A 26,698-nucleotide genomic window follows, 5' to 3' on the forward strand; every position below is an offset into this window, starting at 1 on the left:
AGGCGAGCCTTGCGTCTCGGTGAGCTCATGCGCCGCGCCGGCCTTCCGAGCCTGGCCGAGGATGGCGCGATCGCCGGGCTGACGGCCGACAGCCGGGCCGTGGCGCCCGGCATGGTCTTCGCCGCCCTGCCCGGCCTGCGCGCCGACGGCCGCGCCTTCATCGCCGACGCGGTGGAACGCGGCGCGGCGGCCGTGATCGCACCCGAGGGCACGGAATGGCCCCCCGGCGTGCCGGTGCGGCCGATGATCACCTCGGCCGACCCGCGGCGGACGCTGGCGCTGATGGCGGCCGCCTTCCACGGCGCGCAGCCGCACACCGTCGTCGCGGTGACCGGCACCAACGGCAAGACCAGCACGGTCGATTTCCTGCGCCAGATCTGGACGGCGGGCGGCGAGCGCGCGGCCTCGCTCGGCACGCTCGGGCTGGTGGCGCCCGGCTTCCCGCCTGGGCCATCCCTGACCACGCCGGATCCGGTGGCGCTGCATGCCACGCTCGCCAGGCTGGAGCGCGCGGGCTTCGGCGCGGCGGCGATGGAGGCTTCCTCCCACGGGCTCGACCAGCGTCGCCTCGATGGCGTGGTGCTGGCGGCGGCGGGCTTCACCAACCTGACGCGCGACCACCTCGACTACCACGGGACCATGGAGGCCTATCGCGCAGCCAAGCTGCGGCTGTTCGACACGCTGCTGCCGGTCGGCGCGGCCGCGGCCGCCTGCACCGAGATGGATGCGGCGACCCTCGATGCGCTGAAGGCCATCGCGCGGACGCGCCGCTTCCACCTGCTGACGGTGGGCGAGGCCGGCGACGCCGTTCGCCTGCTCGCCGCGCGTCCCTTGCCTGACGGGCAGGCGATCGAGGCCGAGGCCTTCGGCGCGCGCCACGCATTCCACCTGCCCCTGCCCGGCCGCTTCCAGGCCGAGAATGCGCTGCTCGCCGCCGCGCTGGCGGTCGGCGCCGGCATGGCCGCGGACCGGGTCTTCGCGGCGCTGCCGCGACTCACCGGCGTCCGGGGGCGCATGGAACGCGCGGCGGTGCTGCCCAACGGCGCGGCGGTCTATGTCGATTACGCGCATACGCCCGATGCGCTGACGCGCCTGCTCGCGGCGCTGCGCCCGCACACGACGGGTCGCCTGCACGCGCTGTTCGGTGCCGGAGGCGACCGCGATCCCGGCAAGCGCCCGCTGATGGGCCGCGCCGCGGCCGAGGCCGCCGACAAGGTCTGGGTGACCGACGACAACCCGCGCAGCGAGGACCCCGCCACGATCCGCGCCGCCGTGCTGGCCGGCGCGCCCGGCGCGGTCGATGCCGGCGCGCGGGAAGCGGCGATCGCCGCCGCGCTGTCCGACCTTGGCCCCGGCGACGTGCTCGCCGTGGCCGGCAAGGGGCACGAGAGCGGGCAGGAGATTGCCGGCGTCGTGCATCCCTTCGACGACGTCGCCGTGGTGCGCCGCCTGGCCGGCGTGACGCCATGACCGCGCTCTGGACTTCCTCCGAACTGCGCGCCGCGACGGGCGGCGCGCTGGCCACGGAACTCGCGGTCGATGGCGTGTCGATCGATACGCGCAGCATCGCGGCGGGCGATCTCTTCGTCGCGCTGCGGGACGTGCGCGACGGGCATGACTTCGTGGCCGATGCGCTCGCCAAGGGGGCCGCCGCCGCGCTGGTGGACCGCGACCCGCCGGGCGTCGTCGCGGATGCGCCGCTGCTGCGCGTGGGCGACACGCTGGCCGGGCTGACCGCGCTGGGTGCGGCCGGCCGCGCGCGCAGCGCGGCGCGCTTCGTCGGCGTGACGGGTTCCGTCGGCAAGACGACGACGAAGGAGATGCTGCGCGTCGCGCTCTCCGCCTTCGGGCGGACGCATGCATCTGCTGCCTCCTACAACAACCACTGGGGCGTGCCGCTGACGCTCGCCCGCCTGCCACGCGATGCCGAGCTCGCGGTCATCGAGATGGGCATGAACAACCGGGGCGAGATCGCGCCGCTGACGCGTCTCGCCCGGCCGCATGCCGCGGTGATCACGACCATCGCGCCGGTGCATGTCGGCCATCTCGGCAGCGAGGAGGCGATCGCGGAGGAGAAGGGCGACATCCTGCTCGGGGTCGAGCCGGGCGGCGTCGCGATCCTGCCCGCCGACAGCCGCTTCCTGCCGCGCCTGGTCGCGCGCGCCAAGGAGGCCGGGCTGCGCGTGCTGACCCATGGCGAGGCCCCCGGCGCCGATGCGCGGCTGCTCGCCTATGACGGCGCCGAGGATGGCGGCCGCGCCGAGATCCTGCTGCAGGGCGAGCGCCTCGGCGTGATCCTCGCCGCGCCGGGGAGGCATGTGGCGCTGAATGCCTGCGCGGTGCTCGCCACGGTCGCAGCGCTGGGTCTCCCGCCGCGCGTTGCCGCGGCTGCACTGCCCGCCTTCGGTGCGCCCGCCGGGCGTGGGCGGCGGGTGCGACTGGCGCTGCCGGGCGGCGAGGCGCTGCTGATCGACGATTCCTACAACGCCTCCCCGGCCTCGATCCGCGCGGGCCTCGCCGTGCTGGCGGCGCAGAAGGCAAGCCGCCGCATCGCCGCGCTCGGCGACATGCGCGAACTCGGCGACCACGGCCCGGCGCTGCATGCGGACCTCGCACCGGATGCGGCGGCGACGTGCGATCTGGTGTTCACCTGCGGGGAGCTGATGGGCCACCTGCATGCGGCCCTGCCCGAGGCGAAGCGTGGCGCGCACCTGGCGGATTCGACGGCGCTCGCGCCGGTTTTGAAGAAGGCGCTGCGTCCCGGCGACGCGGTGCTGGTGAAAGGCTCTCTCGGCTCGCGCATGGCGGTCGTGGTGGAGGCGCTGACCGAAGGACCGCGGCCGTGATCTACAATTTCCTCACCCCCTTCGCGGAAGACTTCGCGCTGTTCAACCTGGCGCGCTACCACACCTTCCGCGCCGGCGCGGCCTGCATGACGGCGCTGCTCATCTGCCTCGTCTTCGGTGCGCCGATCATCCGCTGGCTGCGGTCCTTCCAACGCGGCGGGCAGCCGATCCGCGACGACGGGCCGGAGCGCCACCTGATCGAGAAGAAGGGCACGCCGACGATGGGCGGCGTGATGATCCTCCTCGCGCTGGTGGTCTCGACGCTGCTCTGGGCCGACCTGCGCTCGGGCATGGTCTGGGCGGTGCTGCTCGTGACCGTCGGCTACGGCGCGCTCGGCTTCGCCGATGACTGGCTGAAGGTGACCAAGCGCAACACCAAGGGCGTTTCGGGCCGGTCGAAACTGGTGGTGCAGGCGGGGCTCGGGCTCGTCGCCGCGCTGTGGATCACGGCGCTGATGCCGGGGCCGCTCGCGGACAAGCTCGCCGTGCCGGTCTTCAAGGAGGTGCTGATCCCCTTCGGCCTGCTGTTCCCGCTGGTGGGGATGCTGGTGATGATGGGCTCCTCCAACGCGGTGAACCTGACGGACGGGCTGGACGGGCTCGCCATCGTGCCGGTGATGATCGCGGCCGCCGTCTTCGCGCTGATCGCCTATCTCGTCGGCAACCGCGTCTTCGCGGACTACCTGCAGTTGCACTATGTGCCGGGCACGGGCGAGCTCGCGGTCTTCGCCTCGGCGCTGATCGGCGCGGCGCTCGGCTTCCTGTGGTTCAACGCGCCGCCGGCCGCGGTGTTCATGGGGGACACGGGCTCGCTTGCGCTCGGCGGCGCGCTCGGCGCGCTGGCGGTGGCGACGAAGCACGAGATCGTGCTCGCGATCGTCGGCGGCCTCTTCGTCGTCGAGACCGTCTCCGTGATGATCCAGGTCTTCTGGTACAAGCGGACCGGCAAGCGCGTCTTCCTCATGGCGCCGCTGCACCACCACTTCGAGAAGAAGGGCTGGGCAGAGCCCACCATCGTCATCCGCTTCTGGATCATCGCCATGATCCTGGCGCTCATCGGCCTCAGCACGCTGAAGCTCCGATGACGACGCCTCCGGCCCCCTTCACCCCCTTCCTCGGCGCGCGCATCGCTGTCGTCGGGCTCGGCCGCGCCGGGCTGCCGGCGGCGCTGCGCCTGGCGGAATGGGGCGCGGAGGTGGAAGCCTGGGACGACGGCGAGGACAGCCGCCGCGCCGCCGCCGAGGCCGGGCTGACCCTCCACGACCCGGCGCAGGGCCGCTTCCGCGCCGATGCGCTGCTGCTCTCGCCCGGCATCCCGCACCGCCTGCCGCGCGCGCATCCGGCCGCGCTCGCGGCGCAGGCCGCCGGCGCGCCGGTGCTGTGCGACGTCGAGTTCCTCTATCGCGCCGTGCTGGCGGCCCATTCCTCGGCACGTTTCGTCGGCATCACCGGCACCAACGGGAAGTCCACCACGACCGCGCTGGTGCACCACATGCTGACCGCGGCGGGGCGCGAGGCGGCGGTGGGGGGGAATCTCGGCCCCGCCGCCCTCTCACTCAACATCTTGGGGTCGGAGGGGGTCTATACCCTCGAGATGTCGAGCTACATGTTGGAGCGAATCGCAACGCTGCGCTTCAACGTTGCTGTCATGCTGAACCTCAGCCCGGACCACCTCGACCGCCATGGCGACATGGCCGGCTACGCCGCTGCAAAGGCGAGGATCTTCGCGCGGCAGGCACGGGAGGACATCGCCGTGCTGGGCCAGGATGACGCGATGACCGCCGCGATGGCGCGCGGTCTTGCGGCGCGGATGGTGCCGATTTCCGGCTTGTCCCCGCAGCGCGGCGGCATCTGGGCCGAGGGGCCGATGCTGCGCGACGATGCAGGCGTCATCATGGATCTTGCAGGGGCTCCGGCCCTCCCGGGCAGCCACAACGCGCAGAACGCGGCGGCCGCGGCCGCGACGGGCTTCGCCCTCGGGCTGACGCGGGCGGAGGTCGCGGATGGCCTCGCCACCTATCCCGGCCTGCCCCATCGGCAGGAGCGCGTCGCCGAAGCGCGCGGCGTCGTCTTCATCAACGACAGCAAGGCGACCAACGCCGACAGCGCGGCCCGCGCGCTCGCATCCTACGACCGCGTCGTCTGGATCGCGGGCGGCGAGGCGAAGGAAGGCGGTATCGAGAGCCTCGTTCCCTTCTTCCCGCGCATCGCGAAGGCCTTCCTGATCGGGCGCGATGCGACGGTCCTGGCGAGGACCCTTGCCGCGCACGGCGTGGCGCACGAGATCGCCGGCACGCTCGAGGCCGCGGTGCCGGCCGCCGCCGCCGCTGCCTTCGGCGGCGCCGCCCCGGTGGTGCTGCTCTCGCCCGCCTGCGCCTCCTGGGACCAGTTCACCGGCTTCGACGCGCGCGGGGACCGCTTCCGCGACCTCTCGCGCCTCATCGCGGCGGCCGGCGACGGGAGGGCCGCCTGATGTCCTTCTCCCGCGCCGACACCTCCGTCCTCGGCCGCTGGTGGTGGACCGTCGACCGCTGGACGCTCACCGCACTGCTGGCGCTGATCGCGTTCGGCTACGTGATGATGCTGGCAGCATCGCCGGCGGTCGCGGAGCGCATCGGCGCCTCCTCCCGCCACATGTTCTTCATCAAGCAAGTCGCCTACCTGGCGATGGCGGCGGGGCTGATGGTCGCGACCTCGCTTCTCTCGGTGAAGGGCGTTCGGCGCTTGGCGCTGCTCGGCTTCACCATCGCCCTGCTGCTGACCGCGGCGACGCTGGTCGTCGGCGTCGAGATCAAGGGCGCGCGGCGCTGGCTGCCCATTCCCGGGCTGTCGCTGCAGCCCTCGGAATTCCTCAAGCCCTTCTTCGCCGTGGTGGCCGCCTGGCTGATCGCGGAAGGCAAGGCGCCGGGCTCGAAGGTGTGGGGGGCGACCATCGCGCTCGGCCTCTACCTGATGGTCGCGGCCATCCTGAAGGGCCAGCCCGACATCGGCATGCTGCTGGTGGTATCGGCGGTGTTCTTCGCACAGTTCTTCGTCGCCGGGATGAACCTGTTCCTGGTCGGCGCGGTGGGCGGCATCGGCGTCGCGGCGGCGGTCGGCGCGTATTTCATCTTCCCGCACGTGCAGTCGCGCGTGCAGCGCTTCCTCGACCCGACCTCCGGCGATTCCTACCAGGTCAGCGTGGCCATGGAGGCCTTCGCCAATGGCGGGCTGCTCGGCCGCGGCCCGGGCGAGGGGCGGGTGAAGAACGTACTCCCCGATGCCCATGCCGACTTCGTCTTCGCCGTGGCCGGCGAGGAATTCGGCATGGTGGTCTGCCTGCTGATCCTCGCGCTCTTCACCTTCATCGTCGTGCGCGGGCTGATGCGGCTGCTGGGGGAGACGGACCTTTTCGTCATGCTCGCCGGCACCGGGCTGCTGACGCAGTTCGGCCTGCAGGCTTTCGTCAACATGGCCTCCACCCTGCACCTGATCCCGACCAAGGGGATGACGCTGCCCTTCGTCTCCTATGGCGGGTCCTCGGTGCTGGCGATCGCCGTCGGCATGGGGATGCTGCTCGCGCTGACGCGGCGGCGTGTCGGCGCGCGCGCGGGCGACGCGGCCGAAGATCCCGGCATGTCCCCCGCCCTGGCGGCGGGAGGGGCGCGGTGAGGGGCCCCATGGTGCAACCCATCGTCATCGCGGCCGGCGGCACCGGCGGCCACCTGTTCCCGGCCGAGGCGCTGGCAGCGGAACTGCTCCGGCGTGGCGAGCGCATCGTGCTGATGACCGATGCGCGCTCCGCCGCCTATGACAGCGCCGCCTTCGCCAATGCGGAACGCTTCGTGCTGCGCGGCGCCGGCCTGTCCGGCCGGGGCATCCGTGGCGCGCTGACCGGGGCGATGAAGCTGGTCGCCGGCACGGTGCAGGCGCGCAGGCACCTGGCGATGCTGCGGCCCTCCGCGGTGGTCGGCTTCGGCGGCTATGCCTCCTTCCCGCCGCTCGCCGCGGCGCGGCTGACGGCGCGGCGCGAGCGCCCGGCGATCATCCTGCACGAGCAGAACGCCGTGCTCGGCCGCGCCAACCGGCTGATGGCGCGCGTCGCCGACCTGCTGGCGCTTTCCTTCGAGGGCACGACGCAGGTGCCTGTGGGCGCGCGCGCCGAGGTGCTCGGCAACCCGGTACGGCCGGCGCTCGCCGCGCTCGCCGGCCAGCCCTACCCGCTGCCGCCGGAAGGTGGTGCGCTGCGCCTGCTCGTCACCGGCGGAAGCCAGGGCGCGCGCGTCTTCGCCGATGTGGTGCCCCCCGCCATTGCCCTGCTGCCGGAATCGATCCGCGTCCGCCTGCTGGTGACACAGCAGTGCCGCGCGGAGGACCTGGCACGGACCGAGAGCGCCTACCGCGCCGCCGGCGTCGTCGCCGACCTCGCGCCGTTCTTCCCCGACATCGCGGGGCGCCTGGCCACCGCGCACCTCGTCATCGCGCGCGCCGGCGCCTCGACCGTGACGGAACTCGCCTGCGCCGGGCGGCCGGCGGTGCTGGTGCCGCTGCCCTCGGCCATCGACGACCACCAGAACGCGAACGCCCGCGCGCTGGCCGAGGCCGACGCCGCCTGGGTCTATCCGCAGCCGGCCTTCACGCCGGCGGCGCTGGCCGAAAGGCTGACATCGCTTTTCTCCGTGCCGCTGCGGCTCGTCAGCGCCGCCGCCGCCGCTTCCGCCCTCGCCCGCCCGCATGCGGCGCGGGACCTCGCCGACCGCGTGCTCGATCTCGCACGCCAACACGCCATGGGGGCCGCCTGATGCGCGCGCTGCCGCTCAACATCGGTCCCATCCACTTCGTCGGCATCGGCGGCATCGGCATGTCCGGCATCGCCGAGGTGCTGCACACGCTCGGCTACCAGGTGCAGGGCAGCGACCTCTCCGACAGCGCCAACGTGCAGCGCCTGCGCGGCGTCGGCATCCCGGTCGCGATCGGGCACGATGCCGCGAACCTGGGTGACGCGCAGGTCGTCGTCGCCTCCACCGCCGTGAAGCGCGACAATCCGGAGGTGATCGCCGCCCGCCAGCGCTTCATCCCGGTGGTGCGGCGCGCCGAGATGCTGGCCGAGCTGATGCGCCTGAAATGGTCCATCGCCATCGGCGGCACGCACGGCAAGACCACCACGACCTCGCTGGTCGCCGCCGTGCTCGAAGCCGCGAAGCTCGACCCCACCGTGATCAACGGCGGCATCATCAACGCCTATGGCACCAACACCCGCATGGGCTCCGGCGACTGGATGGTGGTCGAGGCCGACGAGTCCGACGGGTCCTTCCTGAAGCTGCCCGCCGTCGTCGCCGTGGTGACGAACATGGACCCGGAGCACCTCGACCACTGGGGCACCGGGGACGCGATGAAGGAAGGCTACGCCCAGTTCGTCGGCAACATTCCCTTCTACGGCTTCGCGGTGCTCTGCATGGACCACCACGAGGTGCAGGCGATGATCCCGCGCCTGTCGGACCGCCGCATCATCACCTACGGCTTCTCCCCCCAGGCCGATGTCCGCGCGGAGCGCGTCATCACCGACCGCATGGGCGCGACCTTTGAGGTGACGGTGACCGACCGCGCCACCGGCCGCGCCCGCACCATGAAGCCGTTCCGGCTGCCGATGCTCGGCCAGCACAACGTGCAGAACGCGCTCGCCGCCATCGCCATCGGCGTCGAGATGGACGTGGACGAGGCGACCATCCGCTCCGCGCTGGCCGGCTTCAAGGGCGTGAAGCGCCGCTTCACCCGCACGGGCGAGGCCGGCGGCATCACGGTCATCGACGACTACGGCCACCATCCGGTCGAGATCGCCGCGGTGCTGAAGGCCGCCCGCCAGGCCGGCGCGCGGGACGTGATCGCGGTGGTGCAGCCGCACCGCTATTCCCGCCTGCACACATTGTTCGAGGATTTCTGCACCTGCATGAACGACGCCGGCACGGTGATCGTGGCGGATGTCTATGCGGCGGGCGAACAGCCGATCGAAGGCGTGGACAAGGACGCGCTGGTCGAGGGGCTGCGCGCGCGCGGGCACCGTTCGGTCGTGCCGCTGCCGGGGCCGGACTCGTTGCCGGAGATGATCCACGCCATCGCGAAATCGGGTGACTACGTGGTGTGCCTCGGCGCGGGGAACATCACGCAATGGGCGCACGCGCTGCCGGGGCAACTCACGGAACTGCAGTCGCGTGCGCGCGGTCGGCTCGCCGGGGCGATGAAGTGATGATGGCGGCCGCAGCCATCGGGAGGGGCGCCGCCCCTCCCGGACCCACCCCGCCAAAGGCCGAAAGGCCTTTGGAAACCGGGATTTCGGGGGTGCGCGGGCGCGTCATGCACGATGCACCGTTGGGGGCGCAGACCTGGTTCCGCGTGGGCGGGAATGCCGAAATCCTCGTGCGGCCGGGCGATGCGGATGACCTCGTCACGCTGCTGAAGGACCTGCCGAAGGCGACCCCGCTGACGATCATCGGCGCGGCATCCAACATGATCCTGCGCGACGGCGGCATCGAAGGCGTCACCATCCGCCTCGCGCGCGGCTTCGGCGGGATCACCGTGGAAGCGGACGGCATCGTCGCCGGTGCGGCGGCGCTCGACGTGACGGTGGCGGAGACCGCGGCGGCACACGCGCTGGGCGGGCTCGAATTCCTCGTCGGCATCCCGGGCACCATCGGCGGCGCGGTGGCGATGAATGCCGGCGCCTATGGGGCCGAGATCAAGGACGTGCTGGACTGGGCCGAGATCGCCACGCCCGCCGGCCTGATCCGCATGGCGGCGCAGGACCTGCGCTTCGCCTACCGCCGTGCCGAACTGCCCGCGCGCTCCGTCGTCACCCGCGCCCGCCTGCGCGCCACGCCCGGCGACGCCGCCGCCATCACCGCGCGCCTGAACGAAATCCGCGCCGCCCGCGAAACCACACAGCCCGTCCGCGCCCGCACCGGCGGCTCCACCTTCAAGAACCCGCCGGGGGCGAAGAAGGCCTGGGAACTGATCGACGAGGCCGGTTGCCGCGGCCTGACGCGCGGCGCCGCGCAGGTCAGCGAGAAGCACTGCAACTTCCTGCTCAACCTCGGCGGCGCCACCGCCGCGGACATCGAGGCCCTCGGCGAGGAGGTGCGCGCCCGCGTCCGCGCCGCCTCCGGCATCGAGCTCGAATGGGAAATCAAGCGCATCGGGAGGCCGGCATGACGCAGAACGTCGCGGTCCTCTACGGCGGCATCTCGGCGGAGCGGGACGTCTCCCTCTCCTCCGGCCGCCAGGTCATCCTCGCGCTGCGCGAGGCCGGCTTCACCGTCACGCCCGTCGAGGTCGGCGAGGACCTTCCGGCCGTCATCCACGCGCTGACGCACCCCCGGCCCGACGTGGTGTTCAACGCCCTGCACGGCCGCTTCGGGGAGGATGGCTGCATCCAGGGCGTGCTCGACTGGCTCGGCCTGCCCTACACGCATTCCGGCCTGCGCGCCTCGGCCCTCGCCATGGACAAGGCCGCAGCCAAGGCGGTGTTCGGCGCCGCCGGCCTGCCCATCGTCGAACACCGCCTGGTCACACGGGAGGATCTGGAAGCCGCCGACCCGCTGCCCCGACCCTATGTCGTGAAGCCGGTGAACGAGGGTTCCTCCGTCGGCGTCCACATCCTGCACGAAGGCGACAACCGCCGCGCCGAGATCGCCCGCAACTGGCGCTACGGCGCGCATGCCATGGCGGAATCCTATGTCCCCGGCCGCGAACTCACGGTCGGCGTCATGGGCGACCGCGCGCTGGCCGTTACCGACATCCTCGCCGATGCGGGCGTCTTCTACGACTACGAGAGCAAGTACGCGACCGGCGGTTCCCGTCACGTGCTGCCGGCAAGGATGCACCCGGACGCCTATGCCCGGGCGCTCGACATCGCGCTCCGCGCCCACCAGGCGCTCGGCTGCCGCGGCGCGTCCCGTGCCGACCTGCGCTACGACGAGACCGACGGCGAGCCCGGCCGCCTCGTCCTGCTCGAGGTCAACACCCAGCCCGGCCTGACGCCGACCTCGCTGCTGCCCGAGCAGGCCGCGCATTGCGGCATCCCCTTCGGCGAACTCTGCGCCTGGATGGTGAAGGAGGCCCGCCATGGCGCGTGAGCGCCTCGCCGCCGCCTCCTCCGCACGGAAGGACCCGGCGCGCCCCTCCCGCCTCCGTATCTGGCTGAAGCGCCGCAGGTCGCTGGTGCGGCCGGCGATCTATGGCGTGCTCGGCCTCGGCGCGGTGCTGGTGGTGGTGCAGGCGGTGCGCGCGGTGGACCCCGCGGGGCGGGCGCGGGCGGTGACGGAAAGCCTCGGCGGCATCGGCGAGAGCATGGGCTTCACCGTCCAGCAGGTGATCCTCGAAGGCCGCCGGAACACGCCGACCGACATGATCCGCGCCGCCCTCGGCGTGTCCCGCGGCGACCCGATCCTCGAGATCTCGCCCGACCGCACGCGGGAGAGGCTGGAGACCATCGCCTGGGTGCAGCACGCGCATGTGGAACGGCGCCTGCCGTCCACCCTGCTCGTCCGCATCGAGGAACGCCGGCCCTTCGCCATCTGGCAGCACAATGGCCGCTTCGTGATCATCGACCGCGAAGGCAAGGTGGTCGCGGCGGATGGCCTCGACCAGTTCGGCCCGTTGCCGCTGCTGGTCGGCGCCGGCGCGGACACGGCCGGCGCCGGCCTCTATGACCAGCTGCGCCACGAGACGGACGTGGCGGAACGCGTCCAGGCCATGGTGCGCATCCACGAGCGGCGCTGGAACCTGCGCCTGCACAACGGCACCGACGTGCTGCTGCCGGAAGGCGCCGAAGCCGCCGCGATCCAGCGCCTTGCGGAATTGCAGCGGGAGGCGAAGCTGCTCGACCGCCCGCTCGCCGCCATCGACCTGCGCCTGCCGGACCGGCTCGTGCTGCGCCCGACCCGCCAGGCGGAGCCGGCCGAACAGCCGTCCTCCCCGCAGCAGGCGAACAGGGCGCGGCGGGGATGAACCAGATGGCCCGCCTGCCTGCACCCGTCGAGCCCGGCACGCCGCCCCGCAAGCGCCGCCACGCGCGCACCGGGACCTTCGGCGTGCTCGACATCGGCTCGACCAAGGCGGTGTGCCTGATCGCGCGCATCGAGAGCGACGGCTCCCCGCGCGTGCTCGGCTTCGGCTGGCAGCGCGGGCGCGGGGTGAAGGGCGGGTCGATCGTCGACCTCGAGGAAGCGGAACGTGCCATCCGCGCCGCCGTTGGCCAGGCGGAGGAAATGGCGGACACGCGCATCCAGGGCGCGATCGTCAACCTTTCCTGCGGCCAGCCCGACAGCCGGCAACTGAACATCCAGTGGGGCATCGGCGGCCGCGCCGTCACCGACCACGACCTGCGCGCCATCCTGCACGAAGGCCGCCGCCGCACGGCGGAGGAAGGGCGGGAGACGGTGCACGCCATCCCACTCGGCTTCACCGTCGATGCGACCCCGGGCGTGGACGACCCGCGCAGCATGATCTGCGACACGCTCGGCGCGCGGCTGCACATGGTCGCCGCGGCGCAGGCGTCCCTGCGCAACCTCGGCGCCTGCCTGCTGCGCTGCGACCTCGAGGTGGAGGAGCTGGTCTCCGCCCCCTTCGCCGCCGGCCTCGCGACGCTGGTGGAGGACGAGAAGCTGCTCGGCGCCACCGTGATCGACATGGGCGGGGGCACGACCAGCCTCGCCGTCTTCAGCGAGGGCCACCTGGTCCACACCGCGCAGGTCGCGGTCGGCGGCGGCCAGGTGACCAACGACATCGCGACGGTGCTGGCGACGCCCCTGACCCACGCGGAACGCATCAAGACGCTGCACGGGTGCGTGCATGGCGGCGCCGACGACGACCGCGAATTCCTCCCCGTCCCGCTGCTGGGCGAGGACGAGCACGCCATCGCGCGCATCCCGCGCAGCATGATCGTCAACATCATCCGCCCGCGACTCGAGGAAACCTTCGAGCTGGTGCGGGAGAAGCTGGACGCCGCCGGACTCGGCAAGGAAGGCGGCACGCGGGTCGTGCTGACCGGCGGGGCGAGCCAGCTCGTCGGCGCGCGGGAACTCGCCGCGCGCATCCTCGATCGCCAGGTGCGCGTCGGCCGGCCGCTGCCGGTGCGTGGACTCGCCGAAGCGGCGTCCGGCCCGGCCTTCGCGAGCGCCATCGGATTGCTGCTGTGGGGCGCCGGCGAAGGCCGCCCCGTGCTCGACATCGCGCCGGGCCCGGCCCGCGCCGGCGGCACGTTCCGCCGCTTCGTCAACTGGGTGAAGGACCGCGTGTGATGCGAACCCTCGCCACGAATCGAACCGACCGCGTAGAGAATCATCAGGAGGCCCGCCCATGACCCTGAACCTGACGGTGCCGCAGAGCGCGCACACGGATTTCAGCCCGCGGATCACGGTCGTCGGTGTCGGCGGCGGTGGCACGAACGCGGTCAACAACATGATCGCGATGGGACTCGACGGGGTCGAATTCCTCGTCGCCAACACCGACAGCCAATCGCTCTTCCATTCGCGCGCGGAACGTCGCGTGCAGCTCGGCCCGCACCTGACGCAGGGCCTCGGCGCCGGCGCGAAGCCCGAGATCGGCCGCGCCGCCGCGGAAGAGGCGATGGAGGAACTCGCGCGCCACATCGAAGGCGTGCACATGATCTTCATCACCGCCGGCATGGGCGGCGGCACGGGCACCGGCGCGGCGCCGGTGATCGCGCGGATGGCGCGGGAGCGCGGCATCCTCACCGTCGGCGTGGTGACCAAGCCCTTCGACTTCGAAGGCCCGAAGCGCCGCAAGTTCGCCGATTCCGGCATCGAGGAACTGCAGTCCTTCGTCGATACGCTGATCGTCGTCCCGAACCAGAACCTGTTCAGGATGGCCAACGAACGCACCACCTTCCAGGAAGCGTTCAAGATGGCCGACAACGTCCTCTACATGGGCGTGCGCGGCGTGACCGACCTGATGGTCAACCCCGGCATGGTGAACCTCGACTTCGCCGACATCCGCACCGTCATGGCGGAGATGGGCAAGGCGATGATGGGCACCGGCGAGGCCGAGGGCGAGGACCGCGCCCGCAAGGCCGCCGAGGCCGCCATCAACAACCCGCTGCTCGAGGACATCTCGATGCAGGGCGCCCGCGGCGTGCTCATCAATATCACCGGCGGCTACGACATGACGCTGTTCGAGGTCGACGAGGCCGCGAACCGCATCCGCAAGGAAGTGGACGAGGACGCTAACATCATCTTCGGCACCTCCGTCGATGAGGACATGAACGGGCGCGTGCGCGTCTCCGTCGTCGCCACCGGCATCGACGCGGCGGTGAAGCAGGAAGCCGAGCGGCCGAAACTCGTCGCCGTGGGCGGCGGCGCGGCGGCGCCGGTCGCCGCGGTGGCGACGCAGCAGGTCGCGGCCGGAGCCATGGCCCGCGCGCCGCAATCCTTCGTCCGCCCCGTGGGCGCACCGGCCGTCGTGCCGACGATGCGCCCGGCGGTGGTCGAGGCCGCGCCCGACGCCGCCGAACCCGTCGCGGCGGACGCCCATGCCCCGGCGCAGCCGGCGATGATGGAGGCGCCGGTGGTCATGGGCCATCCCGCCGCGATGCCGGAACCCATGCCGGCCCCGCGCCATGCCGAGCCGGCGCGCACCGGCGCCGGGATGATGCGCGGCCTGTTCCAGAAGGCGACGGGCCTCGGCATCGGCGGCATGATGCGCCGCACCTTGCCGGAGGCGCCGGCCGCCGCCCCCGCCTCCCATGCGGTGCGGATGGAACCTTCCATGGTGCCGCAGGCGGCGGCGCCTGCCCGGCCGGCGGCCCGCGCGGCGCAGCCGGACGACATCGGCCTCGAGATTCCGACCTTCCTCCGGCGGCAGAGCAACAACTGAGGCTCCCACCGCCGCTTTTTCGCCGTTTTTTGCGTCGCAATAATTCAATCATATCAACGGCTTGCGGCGTAATATAGAGAAACAAGGCTTGAATGGCGCCCCGGATCGCAGAGTGCTTCTGTGATCCGGGGCGTTGTGCATCGCCGCATCAGCATTGCCGCAAGGCGACAGCAGTGATGCGGAGAGGCCGCCAAGGCCCCGGAAAGGCACGAGGCTGATGGACGGTTTTATCACGGTTGAAACGGGGCGGCGCAGGACGCTGAAGGCACCCATCGGGTGCGTCGGCACCGGCCTGCATTCCGGCCACCGCGTCAGCCTCACCCTCCGCCCGGCCGCCGCCGGCACCGGCATCGTCTTCCGCCGCACGGATCTCGGCGTCGAGATCCCGGCGCTGTTCGACGAGGTCAGCGACACCCGGCTCTGCACCGCGATCGGCGAAGGCGAGGCCCGCGTCGGCACCATCGAGCACGTGATGGCCGCCCTCGCCGGCACCGGCGTCGACGACGCGATCGTCGAGGTGGACGGGCCCGAAGTGCCGATCATGGACGGCTCGGCCGCCCCCTTCGTCTTCCTGATCGACTGCGCCGGCATCGTCGCCACCGCCGCCCCGCGCTCGGCCATCGAGGTGCTGCGCCCGGTCCGTGTCGAGGAACCGAACGGCGCCTTCGCCGAATTCCTGCCCTCCCGCGAGGCCGCCTTCGACGCCGAGCTCGAGATCGACTTCCCCAACACCGCGATCGGTCGCCAAACGACCACCATGCGCCTGTCGCCGCGCACCTTCCGGGAAGGGCTGGCCGATGCCCGCACCTTCACCCTGGCGGAGGACGTGGCCCGGCTGCGCGCCGCCGGCCTCGCCCAGGGCGGCAGCCTGGCGAACGCCGTGGTGGTGGACGGGCCCATGATTCTCAACCCCGGCGGCCTGCGCCGCCCGGACGAGTTCGTGCGCCACAAGATGCTCGACGTGGTGGGCGACCTCGCCCTCGCCGGCGCGCCGATCCGTGGCCGCTTCCGCGCCTCCCGCTCCGGCCATGCGCTCAACAACCGGCTGCTCCGTGCCCTCTTCGCCGATGCCGCGGCGTGGCGCTACGCTGGCCTGCTGCCGATCATGGCCGAAGGCGTCACCGCCTCGCCCATGCGTGCCGCTGCCGCGCCGGCCGTCGCCTGACGGCGCCGGCTTGGCGGCCCCACCGCCGGGCGTGATATAGAGCGGCCCGACATGATGGCTGCACCGATGATTCGTCCGATCCTGCCCGTCCTTGCCATCATGCTGCTCGCCGGCTGCGGCGACAGTTGGCGATTCCAGCAAGGAACGGGCGCCGACCCTTCGCTCAACCGCAGTGCGGCGCCGGCCGATGCCGCGGACCAGACGCCCGAGGCGCTCTACGCCGCCGGCATGCAGGAACTGCGCGCCAACCGCTACCAGCGCGCCGTCGACCTGTTCGACGCGGTGGAGCGCGAGCACCCCTATTCGACCTGGGCCACCAACGCGAAGTTGATGGCCGCCTACACGGACTACTACCGGAACAGGTACACCGAGGCGATCGGCGCGCTGGACCGCTTCATCCAGCTCCATCCGGCGCATCGTGACATCGCCTATGCCTACTACCTGCGCGCGCTGGCGCAGTACGAGCAGATCAACGACGCCGAGCGCGACCAGCAGCAGACCGTCGTCGCCATGACGGCGCTGCAGGACGTGGTGAACCGCTTCCCCGACACCACCTATGCCCGCGACGCCCGGCTCAAGATCGACCTTGCCCGTGACCACCTGGCGGGGCGCGAGATGCATGTCGGCCGCTGGTACCAGCGCCAGGGCCTCTCCGGCGCCGCCATCGGCCGCTTCCGCCGCGTGGTCGAGGAATACCAGACCACCAACCACGTGCCCGAGGCGCTGCACCGCCTGACCGAGATCTACATCTCCCTCGGCCTGACGGAGGAAGCGCGGCGCACCGCCTCGGTGCTCGGCCACAACTACCCGGGCAGCCCCTGGTACCAGGATTCCTACGCGCTGCTCGTGGAAGGCGCCCGGCCGGCGTCCCAGGACCGGCCGGGTTTCGTCACCCGCGCCGTCAACTGGCTGTTCTGACGCAGGGCACGGCAGAACCGTGCTCTCGAGCCTCGCCATCCGCGACGTGGTGCTGATCGAGCGCCTGGACCTCCACTTCGGTCCGGGCCTCACAGCGCTCACGGGGGAGACGGGCGCAGGCAAGTCCATCCTGCTCGACAGCCTCGGCCTTGCCCTCGGCGCCCGCGCAGAAGCAGGCATGGTGCGCAGCGGGCAGGCCCAGGCGAGCGTCGCCGCCGCCTTCCACCCGCCGACCGGCCACCCCGCCTTCGACATCCTGCGCGAGCAGGGCATCGAGCCGGAGGAGGATCTGGTCCTGCGCCGCGTGGTGCAGGCCGATGGCCGCTCCCGCGCCTTCGTCAACGACCAGCCGGTCGGCGTGGCGCTGCTGCGCCGCCTGGGCGCCGCCCTGGTCGAGGTGCAGGGCCAGCACGAGCAGGTCGGCCTGGCCGACCCCGCCAGCCATGGCGGGTTGCTCGACGCCTTCGGCGCGCTGGAGCCCAGGCGCACCGCCGCGGCCGGGGCCTGGTCCGCCTGGCGCGCCGCCACCCGCCGCCTGGCCGAGGCCCGCGAGGCCATCGCCGCCGCGCAGCGGGAGGAGGAATGGCTCCGCCACGCCGTCGCCGAACTCAAGGACCTGAATCCGGAGGAAGGCGAGGAGGAAGCCCTCGCCACCGAACGCCAGCGCCTCCAGCAGGGCGAGCGCCGCGCCGAGGCCATCGCCGCCGCCATCGCCGAGCTGACCCCCCGCGACCGCCGCGCCGCCACCCCCGCCCGCGCGCTGCGCGAGGCCTCGCGCGCCCTCGAACGCCTGCCCCCGCCGAATGAGGACGCGCAACCGGCGCTGATCGCCCTTGCCGCCGCGCAGGACGCGCTGGCCGAGGCGGATGCCGCCCTCTCCCGCCTGATGAACGAGGGCGGGCCCGACCCGCGCCGGCTGGAGCAGGTCGAGGAACGCCTCTTCGCCCTGCGCGCCGCCGCCCGCAAGCATTCCGTCGCGGTCGTGGAACTGCCGGCGCTGGCCGCCGACCTGCGCGCCCGGCTGGAGGCGCTGGACGCCGGCTCCGGCCGCGTCGCCGCCCTGGAACGGGACGAGGCTGCGGCCCGCAAGGCCTACCTCGCCGCCGGCGCCGCGCTGACCGAGGCCCGCAAGGAAGCCGCCGCGCGCCTGGAGAAGGCCGTGGCGAAGGAACTGCCGCCGCTGAAGCTCGACCGCGCGCGCCTGTCGATCGAGGTCGCGGCGAAGGACGAAGGCGCCTGGGGGCCGGACGGGCAGGACCGCGTCACCTTCCTCGTCGCCACCAACCCGGGCCAGGCGCCAGGGCAATTGGCGAAGATCGCCTCCGGCGGCGAGCTTTCGCGCCTGATGCTGGCGCTCAAGGTCGTGCTCGCGCGCGGGTCTCCGGTGCCGACACTGGTCTTCGACGAGGTCGATTCCGGCATCGGCGGCGCCACCGCGGCCGCGGTCGGCGAACGCCTGGCGCGCGTGGCGGAACGGCTGCAGGTGCTGGTCGTGACGCATTCGCCGCAGGTCGCGGCGCGCGGCGCGGCACATCTGCGCGTCGCCAAGCAGGTGAAGGGCGGACGCGCGGAAACCACCGTGCATACCCTGCCCGAAGGCGAACGGCGCGAGGAACTGGCGCGCATGCTCGCGGGCGAACGGGTGACCGATGCGGCACGGGCGGCGGCGGAAAGCCTGCTCGCGGATGCGCGGTGAGGCGAAGCGCGGGGGAGGAGAACTTCCCCCGCTCCCTCTCCCTTCTCTGCGACTCCGCCCTCGCAGGAGGACAGCGCCGTGACGGTGCGGAGCGCGGCATCAGGCGATGCGCCGGCACTGCACGCGCTGATGATCGAACTGAACCGCGACCTGGGGGATTCCGTCGAACTGCTGACGGTCGCGAAGGTCGAAGCCGACCTCATCCAGGACGCCAGCGCCATCGTCATGGTGGCCGAGGCCACGGACGGCACGCTCGTCGGGTACGCCACCGCCCACCGCACCTATGAGACGGGGCATGCCGAGCACGGGCTCTATGTCGGCGACCTCTACGTGACGCCCGGGCACCGCCGGCAGGGTGCGGCCCGCGCGCTGCTCGCCACCCTCGCCCGCACCGGGCACGCCCAGGGAGCGCGGCATCTCTGGCTGACGGCGAAGGACGGCAATACCGCCGCACACGCCTTCTACCGACGCCTCGGCGCTCGCGGGGAACGGGTCCTCGCCTTCGCTGTCGTGGAGCAGGATTTCCTCAACCTGGCCGCCGAGCAGCCGCGATGAGCGCACGCTGCCCTCCGCGCCACGCATGACGACGAGGGCGACGGCGTTCTACATCTCCCTCGGCGCCGAATCCGAAGGAGCCTTCGAGGGGCGGTTCCTCGTCGGCGCCGCCTACGAAACCCTGGCCGCGGAAGCCGAAGCATGACCGCCGACACCGCCCTGCGCGACCGCGATCCCGCCTCGCTGACCGAGGCCGAGGCCAGGCACGAACTCGCCGCGCTTGCGCGGGAGATCGCGCACCACGACGCGCTCTACCACGGCAAGGACGCGCCCGAGATCACCGACGCGGAATACGACGCGCTGGTGCTGCGCAACCGCGCCATCGAGGCGCGCTTCCCGGCGCTGATGCGCGAGGACAGCCCATCCCGCCGCATCGGCGCCGCCGTCGCGGAAGGCTTCGCCAAGTCGCGCCACGGGGAGCCGATGCTCTCCCTCAACAACGTCTTCTCGAAGGACGAGTTCGGCGAGTTCTGCGCTTCCATCCGCCGCTTCCTCGGCCTGGCTGCGGAGGAGCCCCTGCCCTTCGTCGCCGAACCCAAGATCGACGGCCTCTCGATCAACCTGCTTTATGAGAACGGCACCTTCGTGAAGGGCGCGACGCGCGGCGACGGCACGGAAGGGGAAGACGTCACGCAGAACTTGCTGACGCTGCGCGACCTGCCGCGGAAGCTGCATGCCCCCCACCCCGCCCGCATCGAGATCCGCGGTGAGGTCTTCATGGACAAGGCGGAATTCCTCGCCTTCCGTGCCGCGCAGGAGAAGGCGGCGGAGGAACGCGAACAGCGCCGCGCGCGCGGGGAGAAGCTCGGCGATGCGATCGTCGTTCCCGCCAACCCACGCAACGCCGCGGCCGGTTCGGTGCGCCAGCTCGACCCCCGCATCACCGCGTCCCGGCCGCTGAAGCTCTTCGCCTACGCCATGGGTGCCGCGAGCGAGCCTCCCGCCGACAGCCATCACGAATTCCTCGCGCGGTTGAAGCACTGGGGGTTCGCGGTGAACCCGCTCTCGAAGCGGCTCGCCAGCGAGCAGGACGCTGCCGAATTCCAGCGGAGCATCGGCGAGCAGCGCGCCTCGCTCGGCTACGACATCGACGGCGTCGTGTACAAGATCGACCGGCTCGACTGGCAGCGCCGCCTCGGCTTCGTAGGCCGCGCGCCGCGCTGGGCCACCGCGTGGAAGTTCCCGGCGGAGCAGGCGACGACGAGGCTGCTCGACATCGAGATCCAGGTCGGCCGCACCGGCGCGCTGACGCCGCGCGCGGTGATGCAGCCGGTCACCGTCGGCGGTGTCGTCGTCCGCCACGCCACGCTGCACAACGAGGACGAGATCGCGCGCAAGGACGTTCGCATCGGCGACACCGTCATCCTCCAGCGCGCCGGCGACGTGATCCCGCAGATCCTCGGCGTGGTGCCGGAAAAGCGCCCGGCGGATGCGGTGCCCTTCGCCTTCCCGACGACTTGCCCCGTCTGCGGCAGCCACGCCATCCGCGACGGCGAGGACGTGGTGCGCCGCTGCACCGGCGGCCTGGTCTGCGCCGCGCAGACGGTGGAACGGCTGAAGCATTTCGCCTCCCGCCGCGCGATGGATATCGAGGGGCTGGGCGAGGAGAACATCCAGAAGCTCTTCGACGAGGGCCTGGTGCGCAGCCCTGCGGATATCTTCCGCCTGGCGCAGCAGGCCGATCGCATGCGGCAATGGGAAGGCTGGGGCGCTCGATCGAAGAAGGCCGAGGACGCGCGCAAGGTCCAGAAGCTGCTCGATGCGATCGAGGCGCGCCGCAACGTGCCGCTGGAGCGCTTCATCTTCGCCCTCGGCATCCGCCGCATCGGGGAACAGAACGCCAAGCTGCTCGCGCGCCACTACCACACGCTGGAGGAATGGCGCGCGAAGATGATCGCGGCCCATGTCATCGGCTCCGAAGCGCGCGAGGAACTCGGCTCCATCCAGGGCATCGGCCCCGCCATCGCCGAGGAACTGGTCGAGTTCTTCGCGGAGCCCCGCATGCTCGCCGCTCTCGACGACCTGGCGCGCGAGGCCCCGCCCCTTCCCGCCGAGGCCGCTGCCGCCACCGACAGCCCCTTCGCCGGCAAGACCATGGTCTTCACCGGCACGCTGGAGACCATGACGCGCGACGAGGCCGAGGCGCAGGCGGAGCGCCTGGGCGCCAAGGTCACCAAGTCGGTCTCGAAGAAGACGGATTTCGTCGTGGTTGGCGCCGATGCCGGTTCCAAGGCGACGAAGGCGGCCGAACTCGGCGTCCGCACCCTGACCGAAGCCGAATGGCGCGACATGGCGGCCTTCTGACCCATGTCCGCGCAGATGCGGCCCCTCGGCGCTCCAGCCCAATTCCCCAAGGAAGGGAGGGGGTTCGGGGGAGGTTCCCCTCCCCCGGCCTTCCTCCCTTGCAACGCGCCCGCCGCCCCGCCCCCTGTTCCGCCGGGATCCCGCGAACTGGCGGGAAGGCCGCTCGCAGCCCCGGGGCAGGGTCCCAACAAGGAACACGCCATCAACCCCGCTGATCCTCCGCATCAGGCCTATGCGTTGGACCGATGGGCCGCCTGTGCGCCATCAAAGCGCGCATGATGCCCGTCGATCCCAACCTGCTTGCCGGATACCTCCTCGCCTGCGTCGTGCTGGTGCTGACGCCCGGGCCGGACATGGCCTTCGTGCTGGGCCAGACGCTCTCGGGCGCGGCGCGGCGCGGATGGGCGGCGACCTGCGGCATCCTCACGGGTGCGGCGGTGCACATCCTGGCGGCCGCAGCCGGCGTGGCCGCCCTGGCGGCCGCGCATCCGGGACTGTTCACGGCGCTGCGCATCACCGGCGCAGCCTACCTGCTCTGGCTCGGCTTCCATGCCATCCGCGCGGCGCTGCGCGGGGAAGGCGGGCTCGGGGATGGCGGCGCGCCGTCGGTCAGCCTCGGCGCGGCGTATCGGCAGGGATTCCTGACCAACCTGCTGAACCCCAAGGTCGGTCTGTTCTTCCTCGCCTTCGTGCCGGTTTTCGTGGACCCGTCGCGCAGCCCGGCCTGGGTGCAGATGCTGATCCTCGGGCCGCTGCTGCCGCTGATGTCCATTCCCTTCTTCGCCGTGCTGATCGCGGGCGCCGGGCGCATCGCGCAGCGGCTGCGCGCCTCCTCCGCCGGCCGCTGGCTGGATGGCGCGGCGGGGACGCTGTTCCTCGGGCTCGGCGTCAGGCTGCTGGCGGGCGCTCCGCGCTGAACAGCGCGTCCAGCCCGGCCCGCATCAGGGCGACCGGGTCGCGGCCGGGCCCCTCGCTGACCGTCGCGATGTGGCTGCCTGGCAGGACCAGGTGGCGCGCGCCGGGGATCAGGGCGCTCTCCACCGGCACCAGCCCGTCATTCGGGCCGTGGCCGCGCCGCTCCATCCATTGCGCGGCGGCCAGGTGCAGCCGTTCGCGCCCGCGCGCCGAACCCTCGCGCACCTCCGTCGCCAGGCAGGCGACCGGCAGGGCGGCCAGCAGCCGGGCGACGGGTTCCGCCGCCGCCGCCATCCAGAGGCGACGGACACCGGTCGTCAGGTCCCGCACCCCTTCGCTCGAGCCGATGCGCAGCAGCCGCGCCAGGCCTCCGGCCGCGGCCTCGAGCGGCTTCGCCCCCATCACCGCATCGGCCACGGGGCTGCCGTAGAAGGGCGACTGCATGGCGAGGAAGCCGATGCAGCGCGCCTGCGCTTCCAGGTCCAGCAGCGCGGCCAGCGTCTCGAGGCCGCCCTTGCTGTGCGCGATGATCAGCGCGGGGCGGGGATCGTCGAGCAGCACGACACGCAGCCGGGCGGCATTGGCCGAGACGGGCTCGGCCGTTTGCAGCGGCACCACGGCGGTATCCGCGCCCTGCGCGACGAGCCAATCGCGCAGCGGCTGCATGTAGTCCAGGCCGAAGGGGCGCAGCGCGGCGACGACCTCGCCCATGAGGCCGTAGACGAGCAGGACGCGGCGCCCTTGAAGGGTCATGGGGAAGACGGGGGGAAGAGAACTTCCCCCCGAGCCCCCCAACCTTCCTTGTCTCTTGGGAACTGACTTCCGAGGTCAGTCTCCAAGAGACAAAGAAGGGAGGGGGGGCGGGGGAGGTTCTCCTCCCCCGCGACTTTCACACCGCCGCGCATGCGCCCCTCAACCAGTCCAGCGTCACCTCGTCCACCAGCGGCGCCACCTCTGCCAGCACCCGCGCGTGGTAGGCGTTCAGCCACTCCCGTTCCGCCGTCGTGAGCAGTGCGGGCTCGATCAGCGCGCACTCGAACGGCGCCAGGGTCAGCGTCTCGAACTGCAGGAAGGGCTTCGTCGCCGCGGGCAGTTCCGCCGGCACCACGAGCAGCAGGTTCTCGAGCCGGATGCCGTATTCGCCCGTGGCGTAGAAGCCCGGCTCGTCGGACAGGATCATCCCCTCCCGCAACGGCACCACGCGCGCCGTGCGGCTGAAGGCCACCGGCCCCTCATGGACCGAGAGGAAGGACCCGACCCCGTGCCCCGTGCCGTGGTCGTAGTCGAGCCCTTCATCCCACAGCGCGCGCCTGGCCAGGGCATCGAGGTGCGGGCCCGCCACGCCCGTGGGGAAGCGCGCCGTCGCCAGCGCGATGTGCCCCTTCAGGACGCGCGTCACGCGTTCCTTCACCGCGGCGGGGGCCGCACCGGGCCCGGTCCAGAGCGTGCGGGTGATGTCGGTGGTGCCGTCGAGGTACTGGCCGCCGGAATCGATCAGGTAGACCTCGTCCGGCGCGATGCGGCGATCGGTCTCCGGCATGGCGCGGTAATGGACGATCGCGCCGTGCTCTCCGGCGCCGGAGATGGCGGGGAATGATTCGCCGCGGAACCGCTCGCCGTCCTGGCGGAAGGCCAGGAGTTGCGCGGCGGCCGACATCTCGGTCAGCCCGCCTTTCGGCGCCTCGGCCGCGAACCAGGCGAGGAAGCGCGCCATCGCCGCCGCATCGCGCCGGTGCGCGGCGCGCGCGCCGTCGCGCTCCACCGCGTTCTTGCAGGCGCGCGGCATGCGGCAGGGGTCTTCCCCGGCGCTGATCTCGGCGCCGGCCTCCCGCAGCCAATGGGTGAACCAGGCGGGCGTGGCCTCGGCATCGATGCGCACGCGGCGGCCGCGCAGGGCATCGAGCGCCTGGGGCAGTTCCGACCGTGGGCGCACGACGACATCGTTGCCCAGATGCACGCGCGTCTCCGCCGGCACCTTCCGCGGATCCATGAAAAGATCGACCCGCGCATCGGCATGCAGCAGCGCGAAGCCGAGGGCGAGCGGCGTATGCGCCAGGTCCCCGCCGCGGATGTTGAGCAGCCAGGCGAGCGAATGCGCATCGGCGAGGACCGCCGCCTCCTCCTGCGCATCGCGCAGCGTGGCGGCGGCCTCGGCGCGCTTCTCGGCGGAGGGCTTGCCGGCGAACTCGATCGGATGCGGCACCGCCTCGGCCATGGGCGCGGCGGGGCGGTCGGCCCAGACGGCGTCCAGCGGGTTCGCGGTGAGCGGCACGAAATGCAGGCCTGGGACGGTCAGACGCTCGATCGCCGAGGCGGCGTGCAGCCATGGATCGTAGCCGATGGCGAGGTCCTGGGCGTGGGCCTTCAGCCACTCCGCCGGCGGTTCCTCGGTGACATGGCGGCACTCCCAGAGGCTGCCGTCGGTCTGGGCACGGACCTGCAACGTGTAGCGGCCATCGGTGAAGACGGCAGCACGGTCCGGCAGGACGATGGCCATGCCGGCCGAGCCGGTGAAGCCGGTCAGCCAGGCCAGGCGCTCGCCCGAGGGCGGCACGTATTCGCCGAGATGCTCATCGGCGCGGGGCACGATAAAGCCCTGGACGCCGGCCTCGGCGAGGCGGGCACGGAGGGCGGCAAGGCGTTCGGAGGGGGTCAGGGCTGTGATCCTTGTCACCGCAAAATTGCATCCATCCACAGGTAACCACGCATCTCACGCATATCTCAGCCGTGTCCTTCGCGCATCACCTGTGGCGCACGTGCACCTATATGACTGCCAAGACATGTAGGCCGGCATCGAAACAGCCCGCCGGCACCGCGAGGGAAAACTAGCCATGGACACCGCCATCACCAAGGCCGAGGCCGCCCTGCTGCTGCCCGCCACCACCATCTCCTCCCGCCGCATGGCGGAGGTCGAGCGCATCCGCCTCGCCGCCATCACCGCGCGCGATGCCGCGATCGCCGATGGCATCCGCCGCGGCGTGCGCGCCGTGGGCCGCGTGATCGAGGCGCTGGTCCGCGCCGTCGTCACCTTTCCGGCCCGGGTCGATACCTACAACGCGCTGCGCTCCCTGTCCGACCGCGAGTTGCAGGATATCGGCATGACGCGCTTCGACATCGGGCGGGTCTTCGAGCCCGGCTTCGATCCCCGCCCGGCCAACGACGCCGGCCAGCGCCGCGCCACCCGCGCGGCCTGACCGGGTTCCGCGGGGCCGCGGTTCCCCCCTCGCCGCGGCCCCGCCCCCACCTTCACCGGGGGGCGCGCAGCCCTTAGCCTCCGGGAGAACGGAGGAAGGGTTCCCACGATGCGCCTCGGCCTGTTCATGATGCCGCTGCACCCACCGCAGCGGCCGATGCACGAAACCCTCGCCGAGGACACCGAGAAGTCGCTGCTGGCCGACCGGCTGGGCTTCGACGAGCTGTGGGTGGGCGAGCATTTCTCCGCCACGTCCGAGCCGATCGCCTCGCCGCTGATGTTCATGGCGGGGCTGATCCACCGCACGCGCCTGACCTTCGGCACCGGCGTCATCAACCTTCCCAACCACCACCCCGCCATCGTCGCCGCCGAGGTCGCGCAGTTCGACCACATGTCCGGCGGCCGGCTGCTGTTCGGCATCGGCGCCGGGGGGCTTGCCTCGGATTTCGAACTCTTCGGCGACATCGAGCCGATCGAGCGCGGCAAGCGCATGCTGGAATCCATCGCCACGATCCAGGCGATCTGGGGCAGCAACCCGCCCTACGAGATCGAAGGCCGCACCTGGCCGATCCGGCTGACGCGCACGGTGCTGCCCGAATACGGCGTCGGCTTCATGCCGAAGCCGTTTCGGCCGGGCGGGCCTTCCATCCACATCTCGGCGCGCCAGCCGGAGAGCTACGGCGTGACCGTCGCGGCGGCGCGCGGCTGGGGCGTGATCAGCGCGAACTTCGTCGCGCACCGCGTCCTCGCCGGGCACTGGCGCAGCATGGCGAAGGGGCTGGCGGAAGCCGGCCGGCCCGTGGACGGATCCAACTGGCGCGTCGCACGCAACCTCGTCATCGCCGCGACCGACGCCGAGGCGCAGGCCCGCGCCACCGCACCCGAAGGCGCCACGCGCTACTACTTCGACTACCTCGGCAGCCTGGCGAAGCGCGCCGGCCTCGCCGCCACCATGACGCCGCGCGACGACATGGACCCGATGAGCGCCACGCCCGAGGACATGATCGAAGCCTGCGTCATCAGCGGCAGCGCGAAGACCGTGCTCGACCGCCTGGTGGCGCTGCGCGAGGAGGTCGGCCCCTTCGGTCACCTGCTGATGCCGGGCCTGGATTGGTCCGGCGTCAATGCAGCCTGGGAAGCGGAATCGATGCGGCGGCTGGCCGAGGAGGTGATGCCGAAGCTGCGGCGGCACCTGGCCGCGACGGAAGCGCGTGAACCTCTCGGGACAACGGCCTGAT

General features: G+C 72.1%; 22 protein-coding genes. 20 read left to right on the plus strand and 2 right to left on the minus strand.

What is annotated here, in order from left to right:
• Window positions 1-9: 9 nt before the first annotated feature.
• The 18 genes from GXW76_RS10140 to GXW76_RS10225 all read left to right on the plus strand — a co-directional run bounded on the left by GXW76_RS10140 (window position 10) and on the right by GXW76_RS10225 (window position 22,269).
• Entirely contained in the window at window positions 10-1,470 is a 1,461-nt protein-coding gene (locus GXW76_RS10140) for a UDP-N-acetylmuramoyl-L-alanyl-D-glutamate--2,6-diaminopimelate ligase (RefSeq protein ID WP_408904319.1), read from the plus strand.
• A complete protein-coding gene (locus tag GXW76_RS10145; protein ID WP_211861901.1) occupies window positions 1,467-2,846 on the plus strand; it encodes a UDP-N-acetylmuramoyl-tripeptide--D-alanyl-D-alanine ligase in 1,380 nt (459 codons plus the stop codon). Before GXW76_RS10140 ends, GXW76_RS10145 begins: the two co-directional genes overlap by 4 nt.
• Entirely contained in the window at window positions 2,843-3,931 is a 1,089-nt protein-coding gene (gene mraY, locus GXW76_RS10150) for a phospho-N-acetylmuramoyl-pentapeptide-transferase (protein WP_338150930.1), read from the plus strand. The genes GXW76_RS10145 and mraY overlap by 4 nt, the downstream gene beginning before the upstream one ends.
• Window positions 3,928-5,319: a UDP-N-acetylmuramoyl-L-alanine--D-glutamate ligase gene (gene murD / locus GXW76_RS10155; RefSeq protein ID WP_211861902.1), complete on the plus strand. Its 1,392-nt coding sequence runs from the start codon at window positions 3,928-3,930 to the stop codon at window positions 5,317-5,319. Before mraY ends, murD begins: the two co-directional genes overlap by 4 nt.
• Window positions 5,319-6,497, plus strand: coding sequence for an FtsW/RodA/SpoVE family cell cycle protein (locus GXW76_RS10160; protein ID WP_211861903.1), 1,179 nt, complete (start codon window positions 5,319-5,321; stop codon window positions 6,495-6,497). The genes murD and GXW76_RS10160 overlap by 1 nt, the downstream gene beginning before the upstream one ends.
• A gap of 8 nt (window positions 6,498-6,505) precedes the next feature.
• A complete protein-coding gene (gene murG / locus GXW76_RS10165; RefSeq protein ID WP_211861904.1) occupies window positions 6,506-7,627 on the plus strand; it encodes an undecaprenyldiphospho-muramoylpentapeptide beta-N-acetylglucosaminyltransferase in 1,122 nt (373 codons plus the stop codon).
• Window positions 7,627-9,069, plus strand: a complete 1,443-nt coding sequence (gene murC, locus GXW76_RS10170; RefSeq protein ID WP_211861905.1) for a UDP-N-acetylmuramate--L-alanine ligase — start codon at window positions 7,627-7,629, stop codon at window positions 9,067-9,069. The genes murG and murC overlap by 1 nt, the downstream gene beginning before the upstream one ends.
• A gap of 107 nt (window positions 9,070-9,176) precedes the next feature.
• A complete protein-coding gene (gene murB / locus GXW76_RS10175) occupies window positions 9,177-10,031 on the plus strand; it encodes a UDP-N-acetylmuramate dehydrogenase (RefSeq protein WP_246514088.1) in 855 nt (284 codons plus the stop codon).
• On the plus strand, window positions 10,028-10,954 hold the full coding sequence (locus GXW76_RS10180) for a D-alanine--D-alanine ligase (protein WP_211861906.1): 927 nt from the start codon (window positions 10,028-10,030) through the stop codon (window positions 10,952-10,954). The genes murB and GXW76_RS10180 overlap by 4 nt, the downstream gene beginning before the upstream one ends.
• Window positions 10,944-11,828, plus strand: coding sequence for a cell division protein FtsQ/DivIB (locus GXW76_RS10185; RefSeq protein ID WP_246514081.1), 885 nt, complete (start codon window positions 10,944-10,946; stop codon window positions 11,826-11,828). Before GXW76_RS10180 ends, GXW76_RS10185 begins: the two co-directional genes overlap by 11 nt.
• Window positions 11,825-13,120 carry a cell division protein FtsA gene (ftsA, locus tag GXW76_RS10190; protein WP_211861907.1) on the plus strand — a complete coding sequence of 432 codons (1,296 nt, stop codon included), beginning with the start codon at window positions 11,825-11,827 and terminating at the stop codon, window positions 13,118-13,120. The genes GXW76_RS10185 and ftsA overlap by 4 nt, the downstream gene beginning before the upstream one ends.
• 58 nt (window positions 13,121-13,178) lie before the next feature.
• Entirely contained in the window at window positions 13,179-14,714 is a 1,536-nt protein-coding gene (gene ftsZ / locus GXW76_RS10195) for a cell division protein FtsZ (RefSeq protein ID WP_211861908.1), read from the plus strand.
• Between the two features lie 217 nt (window positions 14,715-14,931).
• Window positions 14,932-15,879 carry a UDP-3-O-acyl-N-acetylglucosamine deacetylase gene (lpxC, locus tag GXW76_RS10200; protein ID WP_211861909.1) on the plus strand — a complete coding sequence of 316 codons (948 nt, stop codon included), beginning with the start codon at window positions 14,932-14,934 and terminating at the stop codon, window positions 15,877-15,879.
• 66 nt (window positions 15,880-15,945) lie between these two features.
• On the plus strand, window positions 15,946-16,797 hold the full coding sequence (locus tag GXW76_RS10205; RefSeq protein ID WP_246514082.1) for an outer membrane protein assembly factor BamD: 852 nt from the start codon (window positions 15,946-15,948) through the stop codon (window positions 16,795-16,797).
• A gap of 19 nt (window positions 16,798-16,816) precedes the next feature.
• Window positions 16,817-18,493, plus strand: coding sequence for a DNA repair protein RecN (gene recN / locus GXW76_RS10210; protein WP_211861910.1), 1,677 nt, complete (start codon window positions 16,817-16,819; stop codon window positions 18,491-18,493).
• Window positions 18,494-18,571: 78 nt separating this feature from the next.
• On the plus strand, window positions 18,572-19,048 hold the full coding sequence (locus GXW76_RS10215) for a GNAT family N-acetyltransferase (RefSeq protein ID WP_211861911.1): 477 nt from the start codon (window positions 18,572-18,574) through the stop codon (window positions 19,046-19,048).
• A gap of 141 nt (window positions 19,049-19,189) precedes the next feature.
• Window positions 19,190-21,352 carry an NAD-dependent DNA ligase LigA gene (gene ligA, locus GXW76_RS10220; protein WP_211861912.1) on the plus strand — a complete coding sequence of 721 codons (2,163 nt, stop codon included), beginning with the start codon at window positions 19,190-19,192 and terminating at the stop codon, window positions 21,350-21,352.
• A gap of 275 nt (window positions 21,353-21,627) precedes the next feature.
• A complete protein-coding gene (locus tag GXW76_RS10225; RefSeq protein ID WP_246514083.1) occupies window positions 21,628-22,269 on the plus strand; it encodes a LysE family translocator in 642 nt (213 codons plus the stop codon).
• Here the strand turns inward: GXW76_RS10225 and GXW76_RS10230 are convergent.
• Both GXW76_RS10230 and GXW76_RS10235 read right to left on the minus strand, forming a co-directional pair.
• On the minus strand, window positions 22,241-23,020 hold the full coding sequence (locus GXW76_RS10230) for a lipase family protein (RefSeq protein WP_211861913.1): 780 nt from the start codon (window positions 23,018-23,020) through the stop codon (window positions 22,241-22,243). The genes GXW76_RS10225 and GXW76_RS10230 overlap by 29 nt on opposite strands.
• 136 nt (window positions 23,021-23,156) lie before the next feature.
• Window positions 23,157-24,932, minus strand: a complete 1,776-nt coding sequence (locus tag GXW76_RS10235) for a M24 family metallopeptidase (RefSeq protein ID WP_408904321.1) — start codon at window positions 24,930-24,932, stop codon at window positions 23,157-23,159.
• A gap of 166 nt (window positions 24,933-25,098) precedes the next feature.
• On the opposite strand from GXW76_RS10235, the gene GXW76_RS10240 reads away from it, so the two are divergent.
• Entirely contained in the window at window positions 25,099-25,461 is a 363-nt protein-coding gene (locus GXW76_RS10240; protein WP_211861914.1) for a DUF1127 domain-containing protein, read from the plus strand.
• Window positions 25,462-25,569: 108 nt separating this feature from the next.
• Window positions 25,570-26,697 carry an LLM class flavin-dependent oxidoreductase gene (locus tag GXW76_RS10245; protein WP_211861915.1) on the plus strand — a complete coding sequence of 376 codons (1,128 nt, stop codon included), beginning with the start codon at window positions 25,570-25,572 and terminating at the stop codon, window positions 26,695-26,697.
• The last annotated feature ends 1 nt before the right edge of the window (window position 26,698 follow it).

Origin of the sequence: Neoroseomonas soli, from assembly GCF_018129065.1 — a bacterium.
GTDB lineage: Bacteria > Pseudomonadota > Alphaproteobacteria > Acetobacterales > Acetobacteraceae > Neoroseomonas > Neoroseomonas soli.